General features: G+C 62.3%; 19 protein-coding genes and 1 riboswitch. Of the genes, 11 read left to right on the top strand and 8 right to left on the bottom strand.

Features of this window, described 5'->3' with window-relative positions; all coding sequences use genetic code 11:
- Nucleotides 1-29: 29 nt before the first annotated feature.
- The 10 genes from iolC to AS9A_RS19010 all read left to right on the top strand — a co-directional run bounded on the left by iolC (nt 30) and on the right by AS9A_RS19010 (nt 10901).
- Nucleotides 30-1049 carry a 5-dehydro-2-deoxygluconokinase gene (gene iolC / locus AS9A_RS18965; RefSeq protein ID WP_013808751.1) on the top strand — a complete coding sequence of 340 codons (1020 nt, stop codon included), beginning with the start codon at nt 30-32 and terminating at the stop codon, nt 1047-1049.
- A complete protein-coding gene (locus tag AS9A_RS18970; protein ID WP_013808752.1) occupies nt 1042-1959 on the top strand; it encodes a Cgl0159 family (beta/alpha)8-fold protein in 918 nt (305 codons plus the stop codon). The genes iolC and AS9A_RS18970 overlap by 8 nt, the downstream gene beginning before the upstream one ends.
- Nucleotides 1960-1982: 23 nt before the next feature.
- The gene (iolB, locus tag AS9A_RS18975; protein ID WP_013808753.1) at nt 1983-2909 is read left to right on the top strand and encodes a 5-deoxy-glucuronate isomerase; all 927 of its coding nucleotides are present in this window, start codon (nt 1983-1985) and stop codon (nt 2907-2909) included.
- Between the two features lie 2 nt (nt 2910-2911).
- Nucleotides 2912-4882 carry a 3D-(3,5/4)-trihydroxycyclohexane-1,2-dione acylhydrolase (decyclizing) gene (gene iolD / locus AS9A_RS18980; protein ID WP_013808754.1) on the top strand — a complete coding sequence of 657 codons (1971 nt, stop codon included), beginning with the start codon at nt 2912-2914 and terminating at the stop codon, nt 4880-4882.
- 34 nt (nt 4883-4916) lie between these two features.
- A complete protein-coding gene (locus tag AS9A_RS18985) occupies nt 4917-5846 on the top strand; it encodes a TIM barrel protein (protein WP_013808755.1) in 930 nt (309 codons plus the stop codon).
- 15 nt (nt 5847-5861) lie between these two features.
- The gene (locus tag AS9A_RS18990) at nt 5862-6890 is read left to right on the top strand and encodes a Gfo/Idh/MocA family oxidoreductase (protein ID WP_013808756.1); all 1029 of its coding nucleotides are present in this window, start codon (nt 5862-5864) and stop codon (nt 6888-6890) included.
- Nucleotides 6891-6920: 30 nt separating this feature from the next.
- On the top strand, nt 6921-7787 hold the full coding sequence (locus AS9A_RS18995; RefSeq protein ID WP_013808757.1) for a sugar phosphate isomerase/epimerase family protein: 867 nt from the start codon (nt 6921-6923) through the stop codon (nt 7785-7787).
- A 37-nt stretch (nt 7788-7824) separates the two neighbouring features.
- Entirely contained in the window at nt 7825-9324 is a 1500-nt protein-coding gene (locus tag AS9A_RS19000) for a CoA-acylating methylmalonate-semialdehyde dehydrogenase (RefSeq protein ID WP_013808758.1), read from the top strand.
- Between the two features lie 115 nt (nt 9325-9439).
- Nucleotides 9440-9832, top strand: coding sequence for a tautomerase family protein (locus AS9A_RS19005; protein ID WP_013808759.1), 393 nt, complete (start codon nt 9440-9442; stop codon nt 9830-9832).
- A 25-nt stretch (nt 9833-9857) separates the two neighbouring features.
- Nucleotides 9858-10901, top strand: coding sequence for a Gfo/Idh/MocA family oxidoreductase (locus AS9A_RS19010; protein ID WP_013808760.1), 1044 nt, complete (start codon nt 9858-9860; stop codon nt 10899-10901).
- A 6-nt stretch (nt 10902-10907) separates the two neighbouring features.
- On the opposite strand, the gene AS9A_RS19015 is transcribed toward AS9A_RS19010, so the two are convergent.
- The 3 genes from AS9A_RS19015 to AS9A_RS19025 all read right to left on the bottom strand — a co-directional run bounded on the left by AS9A_RS19015 (nt 10908) and on the right by AS9A_RS19025 (nt 13844).
- A complete protein-coding gene (locus tag AS9A_RS19015) occupies nt 10908-12098 on the bottom strand; it encodes a TetR/AcrR family transcriptional regulator (protein WP_013808761.1) in 1191 nt (396 codons plus the stop codon).
- Nucleotides 12099-12281: 183 nt separating this feature from the next.
- On the bottom strand, nt 12282-13610 hold the full coding sequence (locus tag AS9A_RS22910; RefSeq protein ID WP_013808763.1) for a hypothetical protein: 1329 nt from the start codon (nt 13608-13610) through the stop codon (nt 12282-12284).
- 9 nt (nt 13611-13619) lie between these two features.
- Nucleotides 13620-13844: a hypothetical protein gene (locus tag AS9A_RS19025; protein WP_013808764.1), complete on the bottom strand. Its 225-nt coding sequence runs from the start codon at nt 13842-13844 to the stop codon at nt 13620-13622.
- A 235-nt stretch (nt 13845-14079) separates the two neighbouring features.
- Between AS9A_RS19025 and AS9A_RS19030 the strand changes: the two genes are divergently transcribed.
- A complete protein-coding gene (locus AS9A_RS19030) occupies nt 14080-15387 on the top strand; it encodes a D-alanyl-D-alanine carboxypeptidase family protein (protein ID WP_237707841.1) in 1308 nt (435 codons plus the stop codon).
- A 7-nt stretch (nt 15388-15394) separates the two neighbouring features.
- On the opposite strand, the gene AS9A_RS19035 is transcribed toward AS9A_RS19030, so the two are convergent.
- From AS9A_RS19035 to AS9A_RS19055, 5 genes are all read right to left on the bottom strand, one after another.
- Entirely contained in the window at nt 15395-16420 is a 1026-nt protein-coding gene (locus tag AS9A_RS19035) for a YhjD/YihY/BrkB family envelope integrity protein (protein ID WP_013808766.1), read from the bottom strand.
- Between the two features lie 5 nt (nt 16421-16425).
- Nucleotides 16426-17463: a tryptophan--tRNA ligase gene (trpS, locus tag AS9A_RS19040; protein ID WP_013808767.1), complete on the bottom strand. Its 1038-nt coding sequence runs from the start codon at nt 17461-17463 to the stop codon at nt 16426-16428.
- Between the two features lie 29 nt (nt 17464-17492).
- Nucleotides 17493-18305, bottom strand: a complete 813-nt coding sequence (locus AS9A_RS19045; RefSeq protein WP_013808768.1) for an exodeoxyribonuclease III — start codon at nt 18303-18305, stop codon at nt 17493-17495.
- 11 nt (nt 18306-18316) lie between these two features.
- On the bottom strand, nt 18317-19579 hold the full coding sequence (locus tag AS9A_RS19050; RefSeq protein WP_407636553.1) for an MFS transporter: 1263 nt from the start codon (nt 19577-19579) through the stop codon (nt 18317-18319).
- 164 nt (nt 19580-19743) lie between these two features.
- Nucleotides 19744-20967 carry an NADP-dependent isocitrate dehydrogenase gene (locus tag AS9A_RS19055; protein ID WP_013808770.1) on the bottom strand — a complete coding sequence of 408 codons (1224 nt, stop codon included), beginning with the start codon at nt 20965-20967 and terminating at the stop codon, nt 19744-19746.
- Nucleotides 20968-21255: 288 nt separating this feature from the next.
- A riboswitch (SAM riboswitch) is annotated at nt 21256-21368 on the top strand.
- Nucleotides 21369-21526 lie beyond the last annotated feature (158 nt).

Raw genomic sequence — 21526 nt, forward strand, 5'->3', positions numbered from 1 at the left:
ACTAGCAGCGACACAATGGGAGCGAATCAGTGCAGGTCACACATACCCCGTCTGAATCCAGCCCCGCCGCTTCGAATACCTCGGGGGCTGGCGGCCAGGTTTACGACGTTCTCGCTATCGGTCGTAGCGGGGTCGATATCTATCCACTGCAGATCGGTACCGGCCTCGAGAATGTCACCTCGTTCGGAAAATTCCTCGGGGGCAGCGCTGCGAACGTCACCGTAGCGGCGGCGCGCCTCGGCCGACGGGCCGCCCTGATTTCCGGCGCGGGTGACGATCCGTTCGGCCGCTACGTCAAACAAGAACTTCAGCGGCTCGGTGTCGAGAGCAGGCACGTCATCACCAGCAGTGAGTACGCCACGCCTGTCACGTTCTGCGAGATCTTCCCGCCCGACGACTTTCCGTTGTACTTCTACCGCAAGCCCTCGGCGCCGGACCTGCAGGTCACACCTGCAGACATCGACACCGCCGCGGTTGAGAACGCAAAACTCTATTGGTCTACGGTCACAGGATTGTCCGAAGAACCTAGCCGCAGTGCACATTTCGCGGCCTGGCAGGCCAGGGCACGACGGAAGTTCACGGTCTTAGATCTCGACTACAGGCCGATGTTCTGGGATTCTGCAGCCGCAGCAACTGAGCAGGTGCAGAAGGCACTTCCCCACATTACTGTCGCGGTCGGAAACCGCGAGGAGTGTGAAGTCGCCGTCGGTGAGACTGACCCGCACAAGGCCGCGGATGCGTTGCTCGACTTCGGCGTCGAGATCGCGATCGTCAAGCAGGGCCCGAAGGGGGTCCTGGGCAAAACCCGCGACGGCTCCGTCGTGGTGCCGCCCATCCCCGTGGATGTCGTGAACGGACTGGGCGCCGGAGATGCCTTCGGCGGCTCACTTTGCCATGGTCTGCTCGCTGGATGGCCGCTCGAAAAGATCCTTCGCCATGCGAACGCCGCCGGAGCGATCGTCGCCTCCCGTCTCGAATGTTCCACCGCAATGCCCACCGAAAGCGAAATCACCGCCCTCCTACCCGACGAGGAGTCCCTCCATGTCTGACACGCTCCTCGCACGCAACGTGCCGGGCAGAAAACCCGTGTGCTCGAGTTATTCGGAACTCACCGAGACTCGCGCGGCCGATCCTCAAGCAATCAGCCGCGCCTGGGAGGCTCGCACCCAGCGCCCCACTATCCGCGATGACGGGAAGCTGATGATCGTCGCCGCCGACCACCCAGCTCGCGGCGCCCTGGCCGTGCGCGGCGATCACGGCGCCATGGCTAGCCGGCTGGAGCTCCTCGACCGGCTTCGCACCGCACTGGCGAACCCTGGTGTCGATGGTGTGCTCGCCACCAACGACATTCTCGAGGACCTGCTCCTCATGGGCGCGCTCGAAGACAAAGTGGTGTTCTCCTCCATGAACCGAGGTGGACTCGCGGGCGCGTCGTTCGAGTTCGACGATCGCATGACGGCGGCAAACGCCCAGTCCACTGCCAGCCAGGGGCTCAATGGCGCAAAGATGTTGTGCCGTATCGCGCTCGACGACGCGGGCACGCTGCCCACACTGGAGAGCTGCGCAAAGGCGATTGATGAACTCGCGGCGCGCGAGCTCATAGCGATGGTCGAGCCGTTTCTCTCCCGCTGGGTCGACGGCAAAGTCCGCAATGACCTCAGCCCCGACGCTGTCATCAAGTCGATCCACATTGGCCAGGGACTCGGTTCTACATCGGCGTACACGTGGATGAAGCTGCCGGTGGTGCACGAGATGGAGCGCGTCATGGACTCAACGACGCTCCCCACCCTCCTCCTCGGCGGTGACCCTGATGGCGACCCGGAAGACACCTTCTCGAGTTGGGCGAGCGCGCTGCAACTACCGGCGGTACGCGGGCTGATTGTTGGCCGCACCCTCCTCTACCCCCCGGACAACGACGTCGCAGGTGCCGTGGCTACCGCGGTGTCACTGCTCCGCTGAATCAGTGAGATTAAGGACTACACATGCTCGGCACTCTGAAGCGAAGCGACCACTACCTCCCTAACGGCGCGTCCGCACGCGGGCCTTTCGCGCTGCAGGTTACTCCCGAGTCGGCGGGCTGGACCGAATCGAGCCTGCGCATCGCCAACCTCGAACCTGGGCAGCGTCTCACGCTGGCGACCCGCAATGACGAGTACATCATCATCCCGCTTGCAGGGTCGGCCACTGTCGCAAATGGTGCTGGCACCTTCACACTGAAGGGCCGCGAGTCGGTCTTCACCGGCCCCAGCGACTTCGTGTACGTCGGCCGGGATAGCAAGTTCACGCTCTCCACCGAGACGGGCGGACGAATCGCGCTGTGTGGAGCGCGTGCCAAAAACAAGCTGCCGATGCGGTACGTAGCCGCCGAAGACGTTGCGGTGGAACTCAGAGGGGCGGGCAACTGCAGCCGGGAGGTCCGCAACTTCGGCACCGCGGACGCGTTTGAAGCGGACTCGCTGATCGCGTGTGAGGTAGTCACACCGGGCGGCAACTGGTCCAGCTACCCGAGCCACAAACACGATGAAGAGACTGACGTCGAGTCGTCGCTCGAGGAGATCTACTACTTCGAGATCTCCGCAGCTGACCCTGGCGATGGCTCGTTCACCGGTGCCGTCGACACCAGCGGCCAGGGCTTCGGCTACCAGCGCGTGTACGGCACCAAGGAGCGGCCAATCGAGGTCCTCGAAGAAGTACGCACCGGTGATGCGGTGCTGATTCCACACGGCTACCACGGCCCGTCCGTCGCCGCCCCTGGCCACCACATGTACTACCTGAACGTAATGGCCGGCCCCGGCGAGGTGCGCGCCTGGAAAATCACCGACGATCCCCAGCACACGTGGATCCGCGGAACCTGGGATGACCAAAACGTCGACCCCCGCCTCCCCCTTCGACCGAACTCCGGAGAATAGTCGTGGCACCGATCAACCAGACTCCCACCCACGAGAAAAACATCCGCCGCGCTTCCAGCAACGACCCCACGGTGCGCTTGACGGTTTCGCAGGCGACTATCAAGTTCCTCGCTAACCAGTACGTGGAGCGTGATGGTGAGCGGCACAAGCTTTTCGCCGGCTGCTTCGGCATCTTCGGCCACGGCAATGTCGCAGGTCTCGGCCAGGCACTACTGCAGGCAGAGCTCGACGACCCCGAGGCGCTGCCCTACATACTCGGCCGCAACGAGCAGGCCATGGTGCACACCGCGGTCGCGTTCTCACGTGCCAAGGACCGGCTGCAGACATGGGCGGTGACCACGTCGATCGGGCCCGGCGCGACCAACCTGGTCACCGGCGCGGCGCTTGCAACCACGAACCGGATCCCTGTTCTGCTCCTCCCCGCAGACACGTTCGCGACCCGTGTGAGTGCTCCTGTGCTGCAAGAACTCGAGCGCCCCGATACGGGCGACATCACCGTCAACGACACGCTGCGTCCGGTCTCGAAGTTCTTTGATCGTGTGTGGCGTCCTGAGCAGTTGCCCTCGGCGCTGCTGGGCGCGATGCGCGTGCTCACTGATCAGGCAGAGACCGGTGCGGTTACAGTCGCGATTCCGCAGGACGTCCAGGCCGAAGCATTCGACTGGCCCGTTGCCCTGTTCGAGGAGCGCACATGGCACCTCGGCCGGGTGGTGCCGCAGCCGGATCAGGTCACGCGCGCGACCGAACTCATTCGCTCGGCACAGAAGCCGCTGATCGTCGCCGGCGGCGGAGTGCACTACTCCCGCGCCACGGAAGCCCTCAAGGCGTTCGCGGAACAAACTGGTATTCCGGTCGGTGAAACCCAAGCCGGCAAGGGGTCACTGCGATATGACCATCCGCTCTCCGTCGGTGCCATTGGCTCCACGGGAACGACCGCCGCGAACGCGCTCGCGGCCGAAGCTGACGTTGTGATCGGTATCGGCACCCGCTACAGCGATTTCACCACGGCGTCGCGTACCGCGTTCTCGAACCCGGACGTGAAGTTCGTAAACATCAACGTGTGCTCCCTCGATGTGTTTAAGCACAGCGCCGTCGGAGTGCTCGCTGACGCCCGCGAGACTCTCACCACTCTGACAGACCTGATGGAGGGCTACCGCACCGCGGACGATTATCAGGAGAACGTCAGGACGCTCGCCGCCGAATGGGATGCCACCGTCGAATCCGCGTATCACCCCGGTCGTACCGGCGACAACGGCAAACTGCTGCAGTCGGAAATCATCGGTCTGGTCAACGAGCTCACCGACCCGCGTGACGTCGTCGTGTGCGCGGCGGGCTCAATGCCCGGAGACTTGCACAAGATGTGGCGCACTCGGGACAGCAAGGGTTACCACGTCGAGTACGCATACTCCTGCATGGGGTACGAGATCGCCGGAGGTCTCGGTATTCAGATGGCCTGCCCAGACCGCGACGTATTCGTCACCGTGGGTGACGGCTCGTACCTCATGATGGCAACCGAGCTCGTCACGGCAGTCCAGGAGGGCATCCCCGTCAACGTCGTCTTGGTGCAGAACCACGGCTACGCCTCGATCGGCTCGCTCTCAGAGGAGCTCGGCTCGCAGCGCTTCGGAACCAAATACCGATACCGCTCTGATCGTGGCCGCCTCGACGGCGATATCTTGCCCGTGGATCTGGCAGCCAACGCAGAAAGCCTTGGTGCAGAGGTGATTCGGGCGAACACGTCCCCGGAAATCACCGACGCAATCAAGCATGCGAAAGCAAGCCCGCGTCCCACAGTGATTTACGTCGAATCCGATCTGAGCACCAACGCGCCGGACAGCAAATCGTGGTGGGACGTGCCCGTCTCAGAAACGTCGGAACTCGAGTCGACACAACAAGCCCGTGAAGTCTATGACGCCTGGAAGTCCGTGCAGCGCCACTACCTGCGCCCTTCTTCCTTGCGCCCGTCCGATTGATCCTCGCCGAGAAGCGACGAAGGAAATGAAGCCAATGAACGACCTATCCCGCCTCATGCTCGGCACCGCACCCGATTCCTGGGGTGTCTGGTTTCCCGAGGATGACCACCAGGTCGGCTGGAAGCAGTACCTCGACGAGATCGCCCAGGCCGGTTACTCGTGGACCGAACTCGGCCCATCGGGATTCCTCCCACAGGATCCGAATCAGCTCCGGGAGGAACTGGAGAAGCGCCAGCTTCAGGTCAGTGGCGGCACCGTGTTCGCAGGTCTGCACCGCGGCAAAGAGGCACTGAAAGAGGCCATCGAGACGTTCAGCAAGGAAGCTCGCCTGCTTCAGGCTGTGGGTGCTAAGTACCTGGTACACCTTCCTGAGCAGTACACCGACATGCATTCAGGTGCGGCCACGGAAGCTGCAGACCTCGAGACCCAGCAGTGGGATGACCTCGTCACCGGGTCGAATGAGCTCGCGAAGGTGATTCTCGAAGAGTTCGGTATCGAGCTGGTGTTCCACCCGCACGTCGACACCCACGTCGACACTCAAGAACGCGTCGAGCGGTACCTGCAGGACACCGACCAGCAGTATGTGAACCTGTGCCTCGATACCGGGCACATCTCGTACTGCGACGGCGACAACGTCGACATCATCAGAAAGTTCCCCGAACGCGTGCACTACGTGCACCTCAAGCAGGTCGACCCTGAGGTTCTCAAGACTGTGCGGGCGCAGAACCTGCCGTTCTCGGAGGCCGTACGGCTCGGTGCGATGGTGGAGCCGCCACACGGCATCCCCGATATGCCGCCGCTGCTCGATGCGCTCGCTGAACTCGGCACCGACATCTTCACGATCGTCGAACAAGATCTCTACCCGGTCGCGCCGCACATCCCACTGCCCATCGGTGCCCGTACCGCCGGATACTTCTCGGCCTGTGGCCTCGGACCCGTCCGTCGCTGGCCATACAAGAACTGAAAGGACTTGAGGACAATGACAGTTAAGGTCGCAGTACTCGGCGTCGGAGTGATGGGCGCCAACCACGCGGATCAGCTGACAAACCTCGTGGCCGGTGCTGACGTGACGGTCATCAACGACTACGACGACGAGCGCGCGAACGCGATTGCGGACGCGATTCCAGGGGCACGGGTTGTGTCGGATCCCTTCGACGCAATCGTGGCTGAGGACGTGGACGCGGTGGTGATCGCCACCCCCGGCCCAGTGCACGAGAAGCAAGTTCTCGCTTGCCTCGAAGCGGGCAAGCCCGTGCTGTGCGAGAAGCCACTCACCACGGACGTCGAGTCGTCGCTTGAGATCGTGAAGGCCGAAGCAGCCCTGGGGAAGCAGCTGATTCAGATCGGGTTCATGCGGCGATTCGATGACGAGTACATGAAGCTGCGCGCCCTCGTCGAATCCGGCGAGCTCGGTGCTCCCATCATGCTGCATCTCGCACACCGCAATCCCGCTGTCCCGGATCACTTCGACAGCGCGATGATCGTGAAGGACTGCCTTGTCCACGAGGTGGACTGTGCGCGATTCCTCCTTGGCGAGGAAATCAAGTCGGTCCATATTCTCAAGCCACGCCCCAACTCGAACGCTCGTGACGGGCTGCAGGACCCCCAGTTCGCGATCTTCGAGATGGAGAGCGGCCGCATGGTCGACGCTGAAGCGTTCGTGACCACGGGAATCGCGTACGAGGTGCGTTCCGAGGCGATTTTTGAGCGCGGCAGCGCGCAGATCGGGCTTGACGTCAACTTGGTGCGGAAGTCGGCGCCCGGTATCTGGGGCGGAACGGTAACACCCGGGTTCAAGGAGCGGTTCGGCCGCGCCTACCACGACCAGCTGCAGCGCTGGGTCAACGCAGTCAAGCGCGGCGACGAAACCGGCAACTACGTCGATGGTCCCCGCGCCTGGGACGGTTATGCGGCAGCCGCGGTCTGCGACGCGGGAGTCCGCTCGCTCACCACAAGTACCCGGGTCGAGGTCGACATGGTCGACCGTGCATCGATTCCTGGCGCTTGACCACACCCATCTCGCTTGAAAGGACCTGGCGTGGTCAAGATCGCGCTCGACCCCAACATGTATCACCCCGAGCTGTCGGTCGCCGACGAGGTTCGGAAGGCCGCCGACCTCGGGTATGAGTATCTAGAGCTCTCGCCCCGCGCTGACTTTTTCTTCTGGCATCACTACCCCAAAGCTGATGATGCCGCGATCGCGGACGTGAAGAAGGCCATGAAGGAGACGGGCGTACAAGTACTCACCCTAGTTCCGGTGTTCAACTGGGCGTCTCCTGAAGAGCAGGAGCGGCAGGCGCAGGTCCGCAACTGGAAGCGGCTGCTCGAGATCGCCAATGACCTCGAGTGCCCGCTCGTGAACTCGGAGCTATCAGGTGACCCGAACCGTCCCCGCGAATCGGAGCACGCGTTCTACCGCTCTATGGAGGAGCTGATCCCGGACTTCGAACGCTGCGGCATCGCACTCAACCTCGAGGCTCATCCTTACGACTTCGCCGAGCGGAACGACGACGCGCTGAACATCATCCGCGGAATCAACAAGCCGTGGGTCAATTACGTGTACTGCGCGCCACACTCGTTCCACCTGTCAGACGGCGCGTACAACGTCGGAGAAATGATGCGCAAGGCGGGCGACAAGCTGCAGCACGTTCACATCGCGGACTGCTACAACCATCGCGCCAACCAGGGCAACCGGTACATCATCAACCCGCCCGGGTCTGACGTAAGAATCCACCAGCACAACGAGATCGGGCACGGCGAAGTGCCTTGGAACGAGTTCTTCTCCACCCTTCGCGACATGCACTTCGACGGTGTCGCCACTGTCTGCGTCTTCGGCTGGGAAGAAAAGGCAGACGAAATCCACAGGCGCATGCTCGACCGGATCACCGCCGAACTGGCCAAGTAACCCCACGCTTCAGCACAAAACTCAAGGGAACACCACTATGACCACCAAGACGATTTCGCACTGGGTCGACGGAAAATCCTTCGTCGGCACCAGTACCAAAACCGCACCGGTAACCAATCCCGCGACCGGTGAAGTCACCGCTCAGGTTGCACTCGCTAGCGTCGAGGACACTCGGGCTGCCATCGACGCCGCTGCGGCCGCATTCCCTGCCTGGCGCGATACGTCGCTCGCAAAGCGCGTCCAGATTCTCTTCAAGTTCCGCGAACTGCTGAACGAGCGCAAGCCTGAACTCGCGAAGATCATCACCTCCGAGCACGGCAAGGTTCTGGACGACGCGCTCGGCGAGGTCACGCGTGGCCAGGAAGTTGTCGAGTTCGCGTGCGGCATCCCGCATCTACTCAAGGGCGGCATGACGGAGAACGCATCCACCAAGGTTGATGTGTTCTCGATCCGTCAGCCCATCGGTCCGGTGGCCGCGATCAGTCCGTTCAACTTTCCCGCGATGGTGCCGATGTGGTTCTTCCCCATCGCAATCGCTACAGGCAACACGGTTGTCCTGAAGCCGTCCGAAAAGGATCCCTCGGCCGCCATCTGGATGGCTGAATTGTGGGCGGAGGCGGGCCTGCCCGCCGGTGTCTTCAACGTTCTCCAGGGTGACAAAACTTCGGTTGACGAACTCCTCACCAACTCCGGGATCAAGGCAATCTCCTTTGTTGGCTCTACCCCGATCGCGCAGTACGTGTACAACACGGGCACCGCGCACGGCAAGCGTGTGCAGGCGCTGGGTGGCGCGAAGAACCACATGGTGGTTCTTCCCGACGCCGACCTCGACTTGGCTGCCGACGCCGCCGTCAACGCGGGCTTCGGTTCAGCAGGTGAGCGCTGCATGGCCATCTCCGCACTCGTCGCGGTCGGTGGCGTCGGCGACGAACTCGTGGCGAAGATCAACGAGCGCGCCAAGACCATCAAAACCGGTGACGGCACCAAGGGCTGTGACATGGGGCCGCTGGTCACCAAGCAGCACCGCGACAAGGTTGCGTCCTACGTCGACGCCGGTGAGGCCGACGGGGCGACAATCGCGCTCGATGGCCGTCAGGTACAGCCCGATGGCGGAGAAAACGGCTTCTGGCTCGGCCCGACAGTCATCGACAACGTCACCCCGGATATGTCCGTCTACACGGATGAGATCTTCGGGCCGGTCCTATCCGTACTCCGTGTCGAGAGTTACGACGATGCGCTCGAGCTCATCAACTCGAACCCGTACGGCAACGGCACCGCGATCTTTACCAACGACGGCGGCGCGGCCCGGCGCTTCCAGAACGAAGTCGAGGTGGGCATGGTCGGCATCAACGTGCCGATCCCCGTCCCGATGGCGTACTACAGCTTCGGTGGCTGGAAATCCTCGCTGTTCGGTGACACGCACGCTCATGGTGCGGAAGGCATCCACTTCTTCACCCGGGGCAAGGTCATCACCGAGCGCTGGCTCGACCCCAGCCACGGAGGCCTCAACCTCGGCTTCCCGCAGTCGCACCACTGACCCGCCTGACCCGGCCCTGACCTGGTTCACACCCCTTGCGGCACGAACACACTGGCTACGACCAGTGTGAACGTGCCGCGAAGGGTGTGAACTCGAGAATCACAAGGAGCGCACCGTGCCGCTAGTCCGCATCGATGTCATCGAAGGCCGCCGTGACGCCGTTGAGCTGCGGACACTCGCCGACGTTGTGCAGCAGGTAATGCTCGATACGTTCGCCGCGCCGGATCGTGACCGCTATCAGATCATCACCGAGCACAAGCTTGGCCAGATCATCGCCGAAGACACTGGCCTGGGGTTTGAGCGCACCGATGACGTAGTCATCATCCAGGTGACGCAGCAAGGCCGTACACAGGATCAAAAAGAAGCCATGTACCGGGAACTAGCGGCGAAACTCGAACGGGAAACCGGCTTAGCGCCCAGTGATCTCGTGGTGTCGATCACAGAGAACACGCGCGCCGACTGGTCCTTCGGCCATGGTGAGGCACAGTTCCTCACCGGCCGTCTCTGAGCCACTTCAGCTCCAAGGGAGAGATATGAGCAAGAAGACTGCCATCGCGCTGGCCGGCCTGGGCCGGATGGGCCGCATCCACCTCACCAACCTTGCGGGCCGCTGCCCCTCAGCTCAGTTAGCCGCAGTGTTCGACGTGCGCGAAGACGTCGCGCGCGAGGTTGGTGAACTGCACGGCGTGCCGTGGACTACACGGTACGAGGACCTGCTCGAGAATGCCGATCTTGATGCGATCGCCATCGCGACGCCCACGGGCACCCACGCACCGCTGACCATCGCCGCGGCTAGAGCAGGCAAGCATGTCTTCTCGGAGAAACCGATCTCACTTGACCGCAGCACCACGGTGGACGTTCTCGACACGGTGAAGCGCGCCGGAATCCAGTTCCAAGTCGGCTTTCACCGCCGGTTCGACCCGGACTGGGTAGCTGGAGTCGAGCGCATCCAGAACGGCGAGCTCGGTGAGGTGTTCATGTTCCGCACGTCGCTGCGCGACATGATCGCGCCGAAAGCCGAGTTTCTCGCGGGATCAGGCGGCTTCTTCGTGGATGTCACCATCCATGACCTCGACACCGCGCGCTGGATCGCTGGCGAGATCGTGGAAGTCAGCGCCCACGGCAGTTCCCTCAGTGATCCAGCAGGGTTTGCCGCGATCGGCGATGTCGATACCGCAGTCGTGATCGTCAGGTTCGAGAACGGCGCGCTCGGCGTCATCGATAACAGCCGGGCCGCCGGTTATGGCTACGAATGCGCCACGGAGGTTGTCGGCTCGAAAGCGACGCTCCGCATCGACAATCCGCGCCGGTACGGCTACGAGTGGCGTACACCAGGGGCGGCGTCGGTCCCGTTGGTGGAAGACTTCGAACAGCGCTACCCCTACGCCTACCAGGCTGAACTCGAAGCGTTCGCGCAGTGCGTCCAGAGTGGCGAACCACCGCGCTGCACCGGTCTCGATGCGCTCGCCGCGTTTGACATCGCCCAGGCCGCTGCACATGCGTGGAAGACAGGCGCGACAGTGAAACTCAATCCGCAGCAGGTAGAGGGTGGCACCGAATACGGCCCACTCGGATAGGGCAGCTCAGATTCCGAGGATGCGGAGCCCCACGGCGGTCAGGTCATCAGCGCGTCCCGCTCCGAATGGCCGGCGCAGGACAGAATTGTTGACGACTGTCGTGGCCGCGATAACACGCAGCCGCGCCTCAGCACGCGTCATTCCTGTCTTCGAGTACTGCAGCAGGGTCGCCCACGAGGTCACCCCGTCACGCTGAATGTCGCGGCTGCGACTTGCTTTGCCCTCGCGGGCGAGATGCATGGGCTCGGTAGCTGCGACAGCGATCAGGCCAGGGTGGGCGACGCTGAACTCGGCGTAGTAGCGCATGATCGAGCGCACCGTATCCTCCGGCGCTCCACTCTCACTAACTGCCCGGGACGTGTACCCGTCAATCCAGCGGGCGCACCGGTCAAGGACGACTTTGAGCAGATCGGACTTGCGCGGAAAGTAGTGGTAGATGCTCGGGCCCACCATTCCGGCCCGTGCGGCGACGTCTTCGATCGTGGTCCCCGCATAACCTTGCTCCGCGAACAGTCGTGTTGCCGCTGCGATGAGTTCCTCGCTGCGCACCCCGCTAGCGTCAGCTTCGGCGAGTCGCTCGGCATCGCCTTCGGCGATGAGCAACGGGTAGGGCACAGTGACCGGCAGGGCGTTGACGACGTCGCGCGCGATTTGGGCGAGCAGTTGTTCACATTCCGCATCTGGGATGTCGGCGCGGTGGTACGAGATGCTGCCCATCACCCACGCGATGCACCATGCGAGGAATCGCGCTTGGCTGGCCGCAAGCTCAGGGCGCATCGCGCGTACCGTCCGGCTGAGGGCGCGGACACTCGACACGACTGCTTCAGCGATGGCGCGCTGGTGCGCAGGATGCAGATGGCGCACTTCTCGGCGCAGCAAGGGGTGCACGCCACGCGCGCTCAACGCGACTTTCGCAAGCGTCCTCAGCATTACCTCCGGTGCCGGGTCGCATGCGACTAGCGTGTCGCTTACACCGCGTGCTGCGGTCAGGAGGGTCTGCTCGAGAAGTTCCTCTTTATTGCGGTAGTGCCTGTACAGTGCCGTCGGCGTCACACCTACCGCGTCGGCGATGTCGGCCATGGACACTTGGTGGTATCCGCGGGCGATGAACAATCTCGTGGCAGTGCTCAAGATTGTTTTCTTGCGATCGCGTGGCCGCTTCCGTGGGACAAGCCCCGTTGAGTCGCTGATCGACATTCGTCCTCTGCTCGAGCATCTAGGCCTGGTGGCGTTTCCACTGACCGTCCGCCCAGCCCGGGTTCGAGCCGATAGCGGTCGATTCGCAGGCCAGGGGGCTGTTCGAGTTTGTCACTGTCTGACCGACGAGCACAATTACCGGTGCGCAAATCCCTTATGTTTATTGTCCCTAGATTCGCTGTGTCAGCCTCGCAAAGCATCGCCGATAACGCCCAGCCGATCGAGAACTCCTAGCTCCCGAGCGCGCGCAACAAACACTGACCTGCTGTCGGGCTCTATGGTGCCGATTCGCGCAACCACCGGCGCGAGTTCCGGCTCGCCCACCTGGTTGAGCAGCACGAGCGCACGCTCAACCACGTCAGTGGTGAGCGCGGCATCCACGAACGACTCGACGACATCGAGGTCAATGTCAGCAAGAAGCGCGATGAGCTGCGCTCGTTCGGGTTCGGGCATGTATTCCGCGAGCGTAAGAAGCACGGGCCACTGATTGCTCTCGCGAGCAGCCACGATCGCGCGGACCATCGCTGCCTTAGGCAGACGGCTCGCAGCGAGCGCGACTTCGCGTTTCGCAGATTCAGGCACGGCCTCGACGAGCGGCAGCAGTTCGGTCCACATTTCGTGCGTCGCAGTGGCCTGCACTATGGCGTGCAGCCGGTCGCTGTCGTGCAACGCAGGAATCGCAGCCAGTCGCACCTTGCTCTCGTCACTCATCGTGGTGACGAGAGGCAGCAACGCATCGTACATGTTGGCCGCGTGCACTGTTGTGATCATCGAATCCAGCACGTCAGCAGGCTGCGCGACCGCAATATCGGCGAGTCTGCGCTGACGATCAGCGCTGACCGAGTCAAGAAGACTCAACGCCTGCACCCAGAGATCACTGTCGACCACATCCGCTCGCCCCGCAGCCGCACGGATAATTGCCGCGATCTCATCATCGGACAATGCATCGGCGATCGAATCGAACCGTTCCTGTGCCTCAACATAGAAAGCGACGTGCAGTAGCGCTACGGGGTCCGCGCTCCTAATCACCGCGGTGATTACCGTTTCCCGCACGTAGCCGACGAATCTGCCGAGGGTGATGAACTCACGCATCGCAAGTAGCTTGCTGGCGACTTCGCACGCAATCTGGTCAGGAATGCCGCGCACCACGGCTTCCGCGCGTGCCGGATCGAGGTGGATGCACAGTTCTGCGAGGAACGGAACTGGAAGCTTCTGCGCTACGTCGATGGCCCTGGTGACATCCATAAAGCCCGCCGCACGCGCACACAGCATTGGCCCGAAGGATCGCTGCGCGATCGACGCTACGGTTCCAGCCGGCAATAGCTTGCTCGCTTTCGCCAGCGCACGGAGTGCGTCTGCACCCGAGTTGAAGAGCGAGGCAGTCACTCGTTCGCGCAGTTCGCGGAGGTCGACGGGAGAGGTGTCACCCAAGAAGGCGACTTCCTGGGCAGGGACGCCCAACGTGTTGGCGAGTTTGTCCAGCTCAGCACGCACCATCAGTTGTTCGTTCATGTCAGGCGCCTACCGTCCCAGGATCTTTTTGACCGGGCGGCGCAGCAGCGCCGGCAGCGAATCGAACCCGTCATCAGCAGCCTGTTTCAGCGCGGCTCCCTGCCGATGCTGTGCGTCTCGGATCAGGCGCACGAGCTTCTCCTGTGATGCGTGATCGAGTTGAGCTGCCGCAGCGGGTACACCACCCCCAAGTTCGTGCGCCAACTGCTCCAGTACCCCACTTGAGTGAGTCATACGGCCTCCTCGGAGCATGCGCTCCCTTGATCTGGATGAGGCTCGACACCTGCCGAGTCAATAAGTTAATACACACTAGACCGACGTGGGGGTGGCAGCGCAAGTGCAGCCGATAAATGACCCGAGCGGACTGCCGCTCGCCTCTACCCCTGGGAACTGCGGTGATCATCTTCCGGCGCATACTTCGGCGGTTCAGGTTGGTACATTCAAATTGTTCGCATACGCTGCCAACTCGATGAGCATGCCAGGGAAAATCCGATTCGCCGCCTTTGGGGCAGTCGCCGCCGTTGCCGCTGCCGGACTCGGCATGTCCCCCGCGGTCGCGCAGCAGATCGAGCCACCAAGGCCCGAACCCACGACTTCACCCGCGCCTCTCACAACCCCTGACACGTCAGATTGTCCAGTCCGGGTTACGCCGCCGCCGCCGGTCGACTCATCCGAGGAACCCCAACCAGGCCAGACAGCGCCCACGCCACTGCCGATACCAGACTCCCCCGTTGGCGGGCCGCTACTCGCGGACTGCGAACTCGTCCTTGCTCCCGGCGCCCCCGAGCCCCCGGAGGAGATCTCAGCGGCGAGCTGGCTCGTGGCTGATCTTGACACAGGCGACGTCCTCGCAGCGAAGGACCCGCACGGGCGTCACCGTCCCGCGAGCACCATCAAAACGCTTCTCGCTCTCGTTGCATTTGACGAAATCGACCTCGGCCGGACAATCATCGGAACGACCGAGGACGCAAACATCGAGGGCAGCCGAGCTGGGATCGGCCCTGGCGGTGAGTACACGAACGAGATCCTGATGAAGGCGCTGGTGATGGCGTCCGGAAACGACGCAGCAAACGCCATCGCGCAGCAGCTTGGCGGCGTCGATGAAACGGTGCGCAAGATGAATGAGTACGCGGCTGAGCTGGGCGCGCTCGACACGCGCGCTGCAACACCGTCCGGTCTCGACGGGCCCGGCATGTCGTCCTCGGCGTACGATCTCGCGGTGATTTTCCGCGCAGCGATGGAGAATCCAGTCTTCGTGGAGTACCTGCAAACCCCGCATATCGACTTCCCGGGATATCCCGCGGACCCCGCAACGCCGGGCGACTTCGATCGGCCCGGCTTCGCGATGGGGAACGACAACGTCGTGAACTGGATGTACCCAGACTCAATCGGCGGGAAGAACGGCTTCACGAACTCTGCCCGGCAAACCTACGTGGGTGCGGCTGAGCGTGACGGCCGTCGGCTAATTGTGTCCGTCATGATGGCGGAAAACGAACCAAAGCCAGTCTGGCAGCAGGTGGCAGACCTATTCGACTACGGGTTCGGCATCGGCGAGGAGAGCACCGTGGGCACCCTCGACGCGCGCACCAGTATCGACGAAGCCGAGCCCGCCGATGAGTCCTTAGCGCAGGCGCTGCCGCCGTCCTCAGTTCCTGTCAGCGATCCACCTGCCGAGAGCCCCTCGATGGGGCAGCGCGTGGTGGTGGGTTCACTGGGCGCGCTCGTTGTCGCCGCACTGCTCTACGGCGCCTTCCGCGTCGGACGCCGCACCGTGTAATAGCGATCTACGGCTGCCGGTCCTTACGAAGCACCGAGGACAAGCCCAGCACGGTCACTGCGCCGATACCGAATGCCGCAATGCCAGCGGCCACCGCGTTCCCTTCCCTGACCACGACCGGGGTGTTGATGATCGCAGGATCGGGAGGCTCAACCGGAGCCATTTCCATGCTGTCTGCCGACGTCGCAGCCCAGGCGGTGAAGAAGAGCAATGCACGCGCGGTGATAAAGATGAAGACGAGAATACCGATGATCGGGCCGAAAACCGCACCAGCGGGGTTGTCCATCACACTCGTCAGATAAGCCTGGCCGACTTGCTTGAAGATCTCGAAGAAGATCGCCATTCCTAGCGCCGCCCTGACCGCGCTGCGTGTCGCCACAGGATACCGCGGCAGCTTGGCGATAACCCACGTGAAAACGAGCCATGTCGCCACGACGGCGAGGACGAATGACACCAGCCTCGCCGCAACCCCGACCCCAGGTGCGTCGTCAAGCCCAAGCGGGTCGAGAATGACACCCATCAATTGCGGCCCGCTCAGGGCCGTGAGACCGAGAGAAACTCCAATCGCGAGGAACAACCCCGCCATCACACCAAGGTCGTAAATCTTGGTTTTGATGAAGTTGAGCTTCGGCGGCTGCGCACCCCACTGCATCGTCAGCGCCTTACGGAGATTGGAGATCCAGCCCAGGCCCGCGTAGAGCGCGAGAATCAGCCCGAAGCTAAGTGCGGTGCCGCGTTGCTCGACCGCGCTCTCAAGTAGGTCCCCGATCTGCTGACCAAAACCGCCCGGGAGTTCCTCCTCGATCGCGACCTGAATCTCCGAAAGCAACTCCTGGTTCCGGGCGAGCACGAAACCAGCGACCGCGAAGCCGACTAGCAACAACGGCGCGAGCGCAAAAACGCTGAAATACGTGATCCCCGCGGCGTAATAGTCACCGTGCTGCCCGGTAAACCGCGTTACCGCCCGCATCAAATGGTCAAACCACGGGTATTTCGCGCGTTGCTTATCGAGGAAACTCGGCTTGTCCGCCAATGCGGTCACCCCTTCGGTGGGAGGAATCCGATCTTGTCGTACACGGCTGCCAGGGTGTCTGACGCTACCGATCGTGCACGCTGCGCACCGATATCGAGCGCCCGGTCCAGTTCAGCGGGATCGTCGAGGTACTCGTCGACCCGCTTTCTGAGCGGTACCACGAACTCGGTGAGCACCTCGGCGGTGTCGACCTTGAGGTCACCGTATCCCTTTCCGGCGAAATACTGTTCGAGTTCGGCGACTGAACGCCCGGAAAGCACAGAGTTGATGACGAGAAGATTCGACACACCTGGCTTTTCGTCAGGGGCGTAACGAATTTCACGCTCCGCGTCGGTTACTGCAGAACGAATCTTTTTCGCCGACACCTTAGGTTCGTCAAGAAGATTGATGAGACCAGCCGGGCTCGGGCCTGACTTACTCATTTTCGCCCGCGGGTCCTGAAGGTCGTAGATTTTCGCTGATTCCTTCGTGATGAACGGCTTTGGCACCACAAAGGCCTCACCAAAGCGAGTGTTGAAGCGCTGCGCAAGATCTCGGGTGAGCTCTAGATGCTGGCGCTGATCCTCACCCACCGGCACATACTCAGCCTTGTAGAGCAGGATGTCGGCCGCCATAAGCATCGGATACGTGAAGAGGCCGACACTCGCATGCTCAGCACCCTGTTTTGCTGACTTGTCTTTGAACTGGGTCATTCGGCTTGCCTCGCCGAAACCAGTCAGGCACATCAGCACCCATGCGAGCTGAGCGTGCTCGGGCACTTGGCTCTGCGCGAAAATTGTCGATCGGTGCGCGTCAATCCCCACTGCGAGCAGCTGAGCCGCAGCGTTCCTCGTTCGCGCCCGAAGCGCGACAGGGTCGTGCTGGACGGTGATGGCGTGCATGTCAGGGATGAAGTAGAAGGCGTCGTAGTCGTCCTGCATCTCCACCCAGTTCTTCAGCGCACCGAGGTAATTGCCGAGATGGAACGAGTCCGCGGTGGGCTGGATACCCGAAAGGACGCGTGACCTACCGGTCGAGGAGGGCTGGGGAGACGCTGACGACATGATGAGTGTTCTTTCTGAACTAGTAGCGATCAGGCGTATCGCACCGTCACGGGCGCATGGTCGGACCACCGCGCATCATACGTCGGTGCCCGCTCAACGCGGGCACCGGATGCGCGACCGGCAAGCACGCGGGAGGTGATGTGATAGTCGATCCGCCATCCCGCATCGTTGTCGAACGCCTTTCCCCGGTAGGACCACCAGGTGTATGGGCCTTCTACGCCGGGGTTAAGGACACGAATGACGTCAGCCCAGGCTTGACCATCGCCGATGAGTCCGCTGAGCCATTCCCGCTCATGCGGCAGAAAACCCGAAGACTTGAGGTTTCCGCGCCAGTTCTTGATGTCCGCCTCGGCGTGCGCAATGTTGAAATCGCCGCAGATTATCTGCGGCCGGTTAGCGATGCTGCCCAGGTAGTCACCGAATGACTTCAGGAACCGGTCTTTCTCGTCCTGACGTGGAGTACCTACGTCGCCAGACGGCAGATAGAGGCTCGCCACAGTGAGCGGCCCGCCGCTGTACGCGATGTCGACCTCGATGTACCGGCCAGCCTCGGCAAACTCATCATCACCGAAACCGACGCGCACCGCGGCTGGCGCGGTACGCGTGAGCACTGCCACTCCGTTACGGCCCTTAACTGCGGAGCAAGCGGCACTCAGGTGCCACCCCTCGTCGAGGACGGGGGCGAGCGCTTTCGCGAGTTGCTCGTCATCTGCACGTGTCTCCTGCAGACACACCACATCAGCCTCACTGCTGTGCAGCCACGCGAGCATGCCTTTCTTGGCCGCTGCCCGGACGCCGTTGACGTTGACAGTAGAGACGGTGAGGCTCGATGCAATTGACACGCCTTGGCACGCTAGCGGAGCAAAGAATGATCCGAAAGTCGCTGCGCTCGGTAGCGCTGAACACCCCTGCGTTCGATCAGCACAGCAACGGCGAATACCACCACACCGAGCGCGGCGAGCACGGCACCGACTGCAGCCGGTGCCCTGTATCCATAGCCTGCGCCAATGACCAGACCGCCGAGCATCGCTCCCACGCCATTCGCGATATTGAGTGCCGAGTGATTGGCGGTCGCCGCGAGCGTCTGAGCATCCTTCGCGACGTCCATCAGTCGTGTCTGCAGGCCCGGAACCAGTGCGGTCCCGAAGATCGCGATGAGCACCAGGTTGAGCACCGCGAGCAGTGGGATCCCAGCCGTCACGGTGAACAGTGCGAGCAAAACGGAGAGACCCACGAAAAGACCGAAGAGACCAGCTTTGAGGCTACGGTCGGCGATCATTCCGCCGAAGAGGTTGCCGATGACCATCCCGGCACCGTAGAGCATCAGCACCAGGGGCACGAGCGCGCGGGGAATCCCCGCTTCTTCCTGGACCGTCGAACTGATGTAGGTGTAGATCGCGAACATGCCGCCGAATCCGACGATTCCGGTGAGCAACGTCAGCCAGATCTGAATATTGCGGAATCCAGCCAATTCTTTGAGAGGGCTCGATCCTTGCGGGAGCGGCACATCGGGAACGAGTCGCTGCAGAGCGAAGACAGTGAGCACACCAATTGCCGCGACGAGGGCGAAGGCGCTGCGCCAGCCGAAATGCTGTCCCAAAGCAGTCGCTACCGGAACGCCCGCGACGTTGGCCAGACTCAGCCCGAGCATCACTTGAGCCACTGCGCGTGCACGCATACCTGGCCCCGCGAGTTCCGCTGCGACGAGCGCCGCTACACCGAAGTAGGCGCCGTGCGGCAGCCCTGCCAGGAATCTCGCAGCCAGCAGTGCCTCATAGGTGGGTGCGAGCATCGTGGCGACATTGCCTACCGTGAACGCCACCATCAGCGTGATCAGGAGTAGCCGCCGCGCAACTCTGGCTGCACCGATCGCAATCAGTGGCGCACCGACCACAACTCCGAACGCGTATGCGCTGATCGTGTGCCCTGCGGAGGGTTCCGTGACGCCGATTCCGTTCGCTATCTCCGGCAGCAGGCCCATAGCAACGAATTCGGTGGTTCCGATGCCGAAGGAGCCGAGCATCATCGCGACCACGGCGGGTTTTCGCCACAGCGATTGCCGTCGTGTCCGTAGAGGACCGTTGGCTGGAGCGGACGAATTCGCCACTGAAGTCACGTGCATTCCTGAGCGGTTGTGAGGCGGACGGGCCAGACGCCGGGGGCCGGCACCTCTAGTGCGAACAGCACTCGCACCGCAGGGCATACCGCTGCGGTGCGTGTTGTGACGTGAATTACCGCCAGTATTGGACGCTTCCGACGAAACGGCGACTAGCGGCTAGTTCAGATGTCTTTGACGGCGGCTTGCAAGTTGTCGTCGAGCGCGCCGAGGAACTCCTCCGTGCTCAGGTAGCCCTGGTCTCCCCCGACTAGCACCGCAAGATCCTTCGTCATCTGGCCGCTTTCCACGGTCTTGATGACGACATCCTCGAGTTGGTGCGCGAATTCCACCACGGCTGGGGTGTTGTCGAGTTTGCCGCGATGCTCGAGGCCACGCGTCCACGCGAAGATTGACGCGATGGGGTTGGTCGAGGTGGGCTTTCCTTGCTGATGCATCCTGAAGTGACGTGTCACCGTCCCGTGGGCGGCCTCTGCTTCGACAGTTTTGCCATCGGGCGTCATCAGCACCGAGGTCATCAGCCCGAGCGAACCGTAGCCTTGAGCGACCGTATCGGACTGAACGTCACCGTCGTAGTTCTTACACGCCCAGACATAGCCCCCCTCCCACTTCAGGGCAGACGCCACCATGTCGTCGATCAGCCGGTGTTCGTACGTAAGTCCGGCGGCATCGAACTCTGACTTGAACTCCTCTTCGTACACGCGCTGGAACTCGTCCTTGAACATCCCGTCGTACGCCTTGAGGATAGTGTTCTTGGTCGACAGGTACACGGGATAGTTCTGCTGCAAGCCGTACGCAAGCGAAGCTCGGGCGAAGTCCTGGATCGACTTCTTGAAGTTGTACATACCTAAGATGACGCCGCCGTCCTCGGGCATCTTCACTACTTCATGCTGGATCGGCTCGCTGCCATCCTCTGGCGTAAAGGTGAGAGTCACGGTGCCAGCCTGATGCACCTTGAAATCGGTGGCGCGGTACTGGTCACCAAATGCGTGGCGGCCGACAACAACCGGTTTCGTCCAGCCCGGCACGAGGCGGGGAATGTTGGAAATAATGATGGGGGCACGGAAAATCGTGCCCCCAAGGATGTTGCGGATGGTGCCGTTCGGCGAACGCCACATCTTTTTCAGGCCAAACTCTTCAACGCGAGCTTCATCTGGGGTGATGGTGGCGCATTTGACACCTGCACCGTGTTTCTTAATGGCGTTCGCGGCGTCGACCGTTACCTGATCATCGGTGGCGTCGCGGTTTTCCATGCCCAGGTCGTAATATTCAAGGTTCACATCCAGGTACGGATGGATCAATTTGTCTTTGATGAACTGCCAGATGATACGGGTCATTTCGTCGCCATCCAGTTCCACGACGGTGCCCTCAACCTTGATCTTGGACATGGGTGCTTCGCGTCCTCCTAGGCAGTGTTCCCGGGTTCAGTCGCTCCGCTGCACCTTGTGGGTGCATCCGGTGCGAATTCCGGCATCACGGTTCATCGGGTTCAAACCTATATCGCGAGGGCGGTCTGCGTGCCGCCCAACTAAATATGACAAGCGTACTGCATAGCGCGCGGTGTCCTCGTGTCCCTTTCAGCCTAGCGGCAGCACATCAATACGGGCGAGGCAGTGACGCCCAGTCCACAAGTCGTGGTAGGCAATGGCGACAGAGAAACGCTACTATCTACGTCAGGTCATGAGCGCCAGCGTGTAGCCCCGGCTTGCTGGCCGGCAACCCTCCAACCGCGGTGGGGTGCCCCGGGTGATGACCGGGTTGTCCGCAGGACGGATAGCAAGCGCGGGTCCGCTGGGCGCGGACCCGGTAACCGGGAAGAAAGCCCTACGGAGGTCCACCATGAGTCGATGTCGCTAGGCCACTTCGGCCTTCCAATCGCCCTGCCCGTTGTGACGCGCGACGACAAACCCTTGACTTCAGAGCAGGCGGCTGCGTAGCCCCGCTCCG

Source organism: Hoyosella subflava DQS3-9A1, from assembly GCF_000214175.1.
In the GTDB taxonomy this organism is placed as follows: Bacteria; Actinomycetota; Actinomycetes; order Mycobacteriales; family Mycobacteriaceae; genus Hoyosella; species Hoyosella subflava.

Coding starts and splice junctions, on each gene's coding strand:
- AS9A_RS18970 (WP_013808752.1), top strand. CDS start 1,042: ATGTCTGACACGCTCCTCGCACGCAACGTGCCGGGCAGAAAACCCGTG.
- iolB (WP_013808753.1), top strand. CDS start 1,983: ATGCTCGGCACTCTGAAGCGAAGCGACCACTACCTCCCTAACGGCGCG.
- AS9A_RS18985 (WP_013808755.1), top strand. CDS start 4,917: ATGAACGACCTATCCCGCCTCATGCTCGGCACCGCACCCGATTCCTGG.
- AS9A_RS18990 (WP_013808756.1), top strand. CDS start 5,862: ATGACAGTTAAGGTCGCAGTACTCGGCGTCGGAGTGATGGGCGCCAAC.
- AS9A_RS19000 (WP_013808758.1), top strand. CDS start 7,825: ATGACCACCAAGACGATTTCGCACTGGGTCGACGGAAAATCCTTCGTC.
- AS9A_RS19010 (WP_013808760.1), top strand. CDS start 9,858: ATGAGCAAGAAGACTGCCATCGCGCTGGCCGGCCTGGGCCGGATGGGC.
- AS9A_RS19015 (WP_013808761.1), bottom strand. CDS start 12,098: ATGTCGATCAGCGACTCAACGGGGCTTGTCCCACGGAAGCGGCCACGC.
- AS9A_RS22910 (WP_013808763.1), bottom strand. CDS start 13,610: ATGAACGAACAACTGATGGTGCGTGCTGAGCTGGACAAACTCGCCAAC.
- AS9A_RS19025 (WP_013808764.1), bottom strand. CDS start 13,844: ATGACTCACTCAAGTGGGGTACTGGAGCAGTTGGCGCACGAACTTGGG.
- AS9A_RS19030 (WP_237707841.1), top strand. CDS start 14,080: ATGAGCATGCCAGGGAAAATCCGATTCGCCGCCTTTGGGGCAGTCGCC.
- trpS (WP_013808767.1), bottom strand. CDS start 17,463: ATGTCGTCAGCGTCTCCCCAGCCCTCCTCGACCGGTAGGTCACGCGTC.
- AS9A_RS19055 (WP_013808770.1), bottom strand. CDS start 20,967: ATGTCCAAGATCAAGGTTGAGGGCACCGTCGTGGAACTGGATGGCGAC.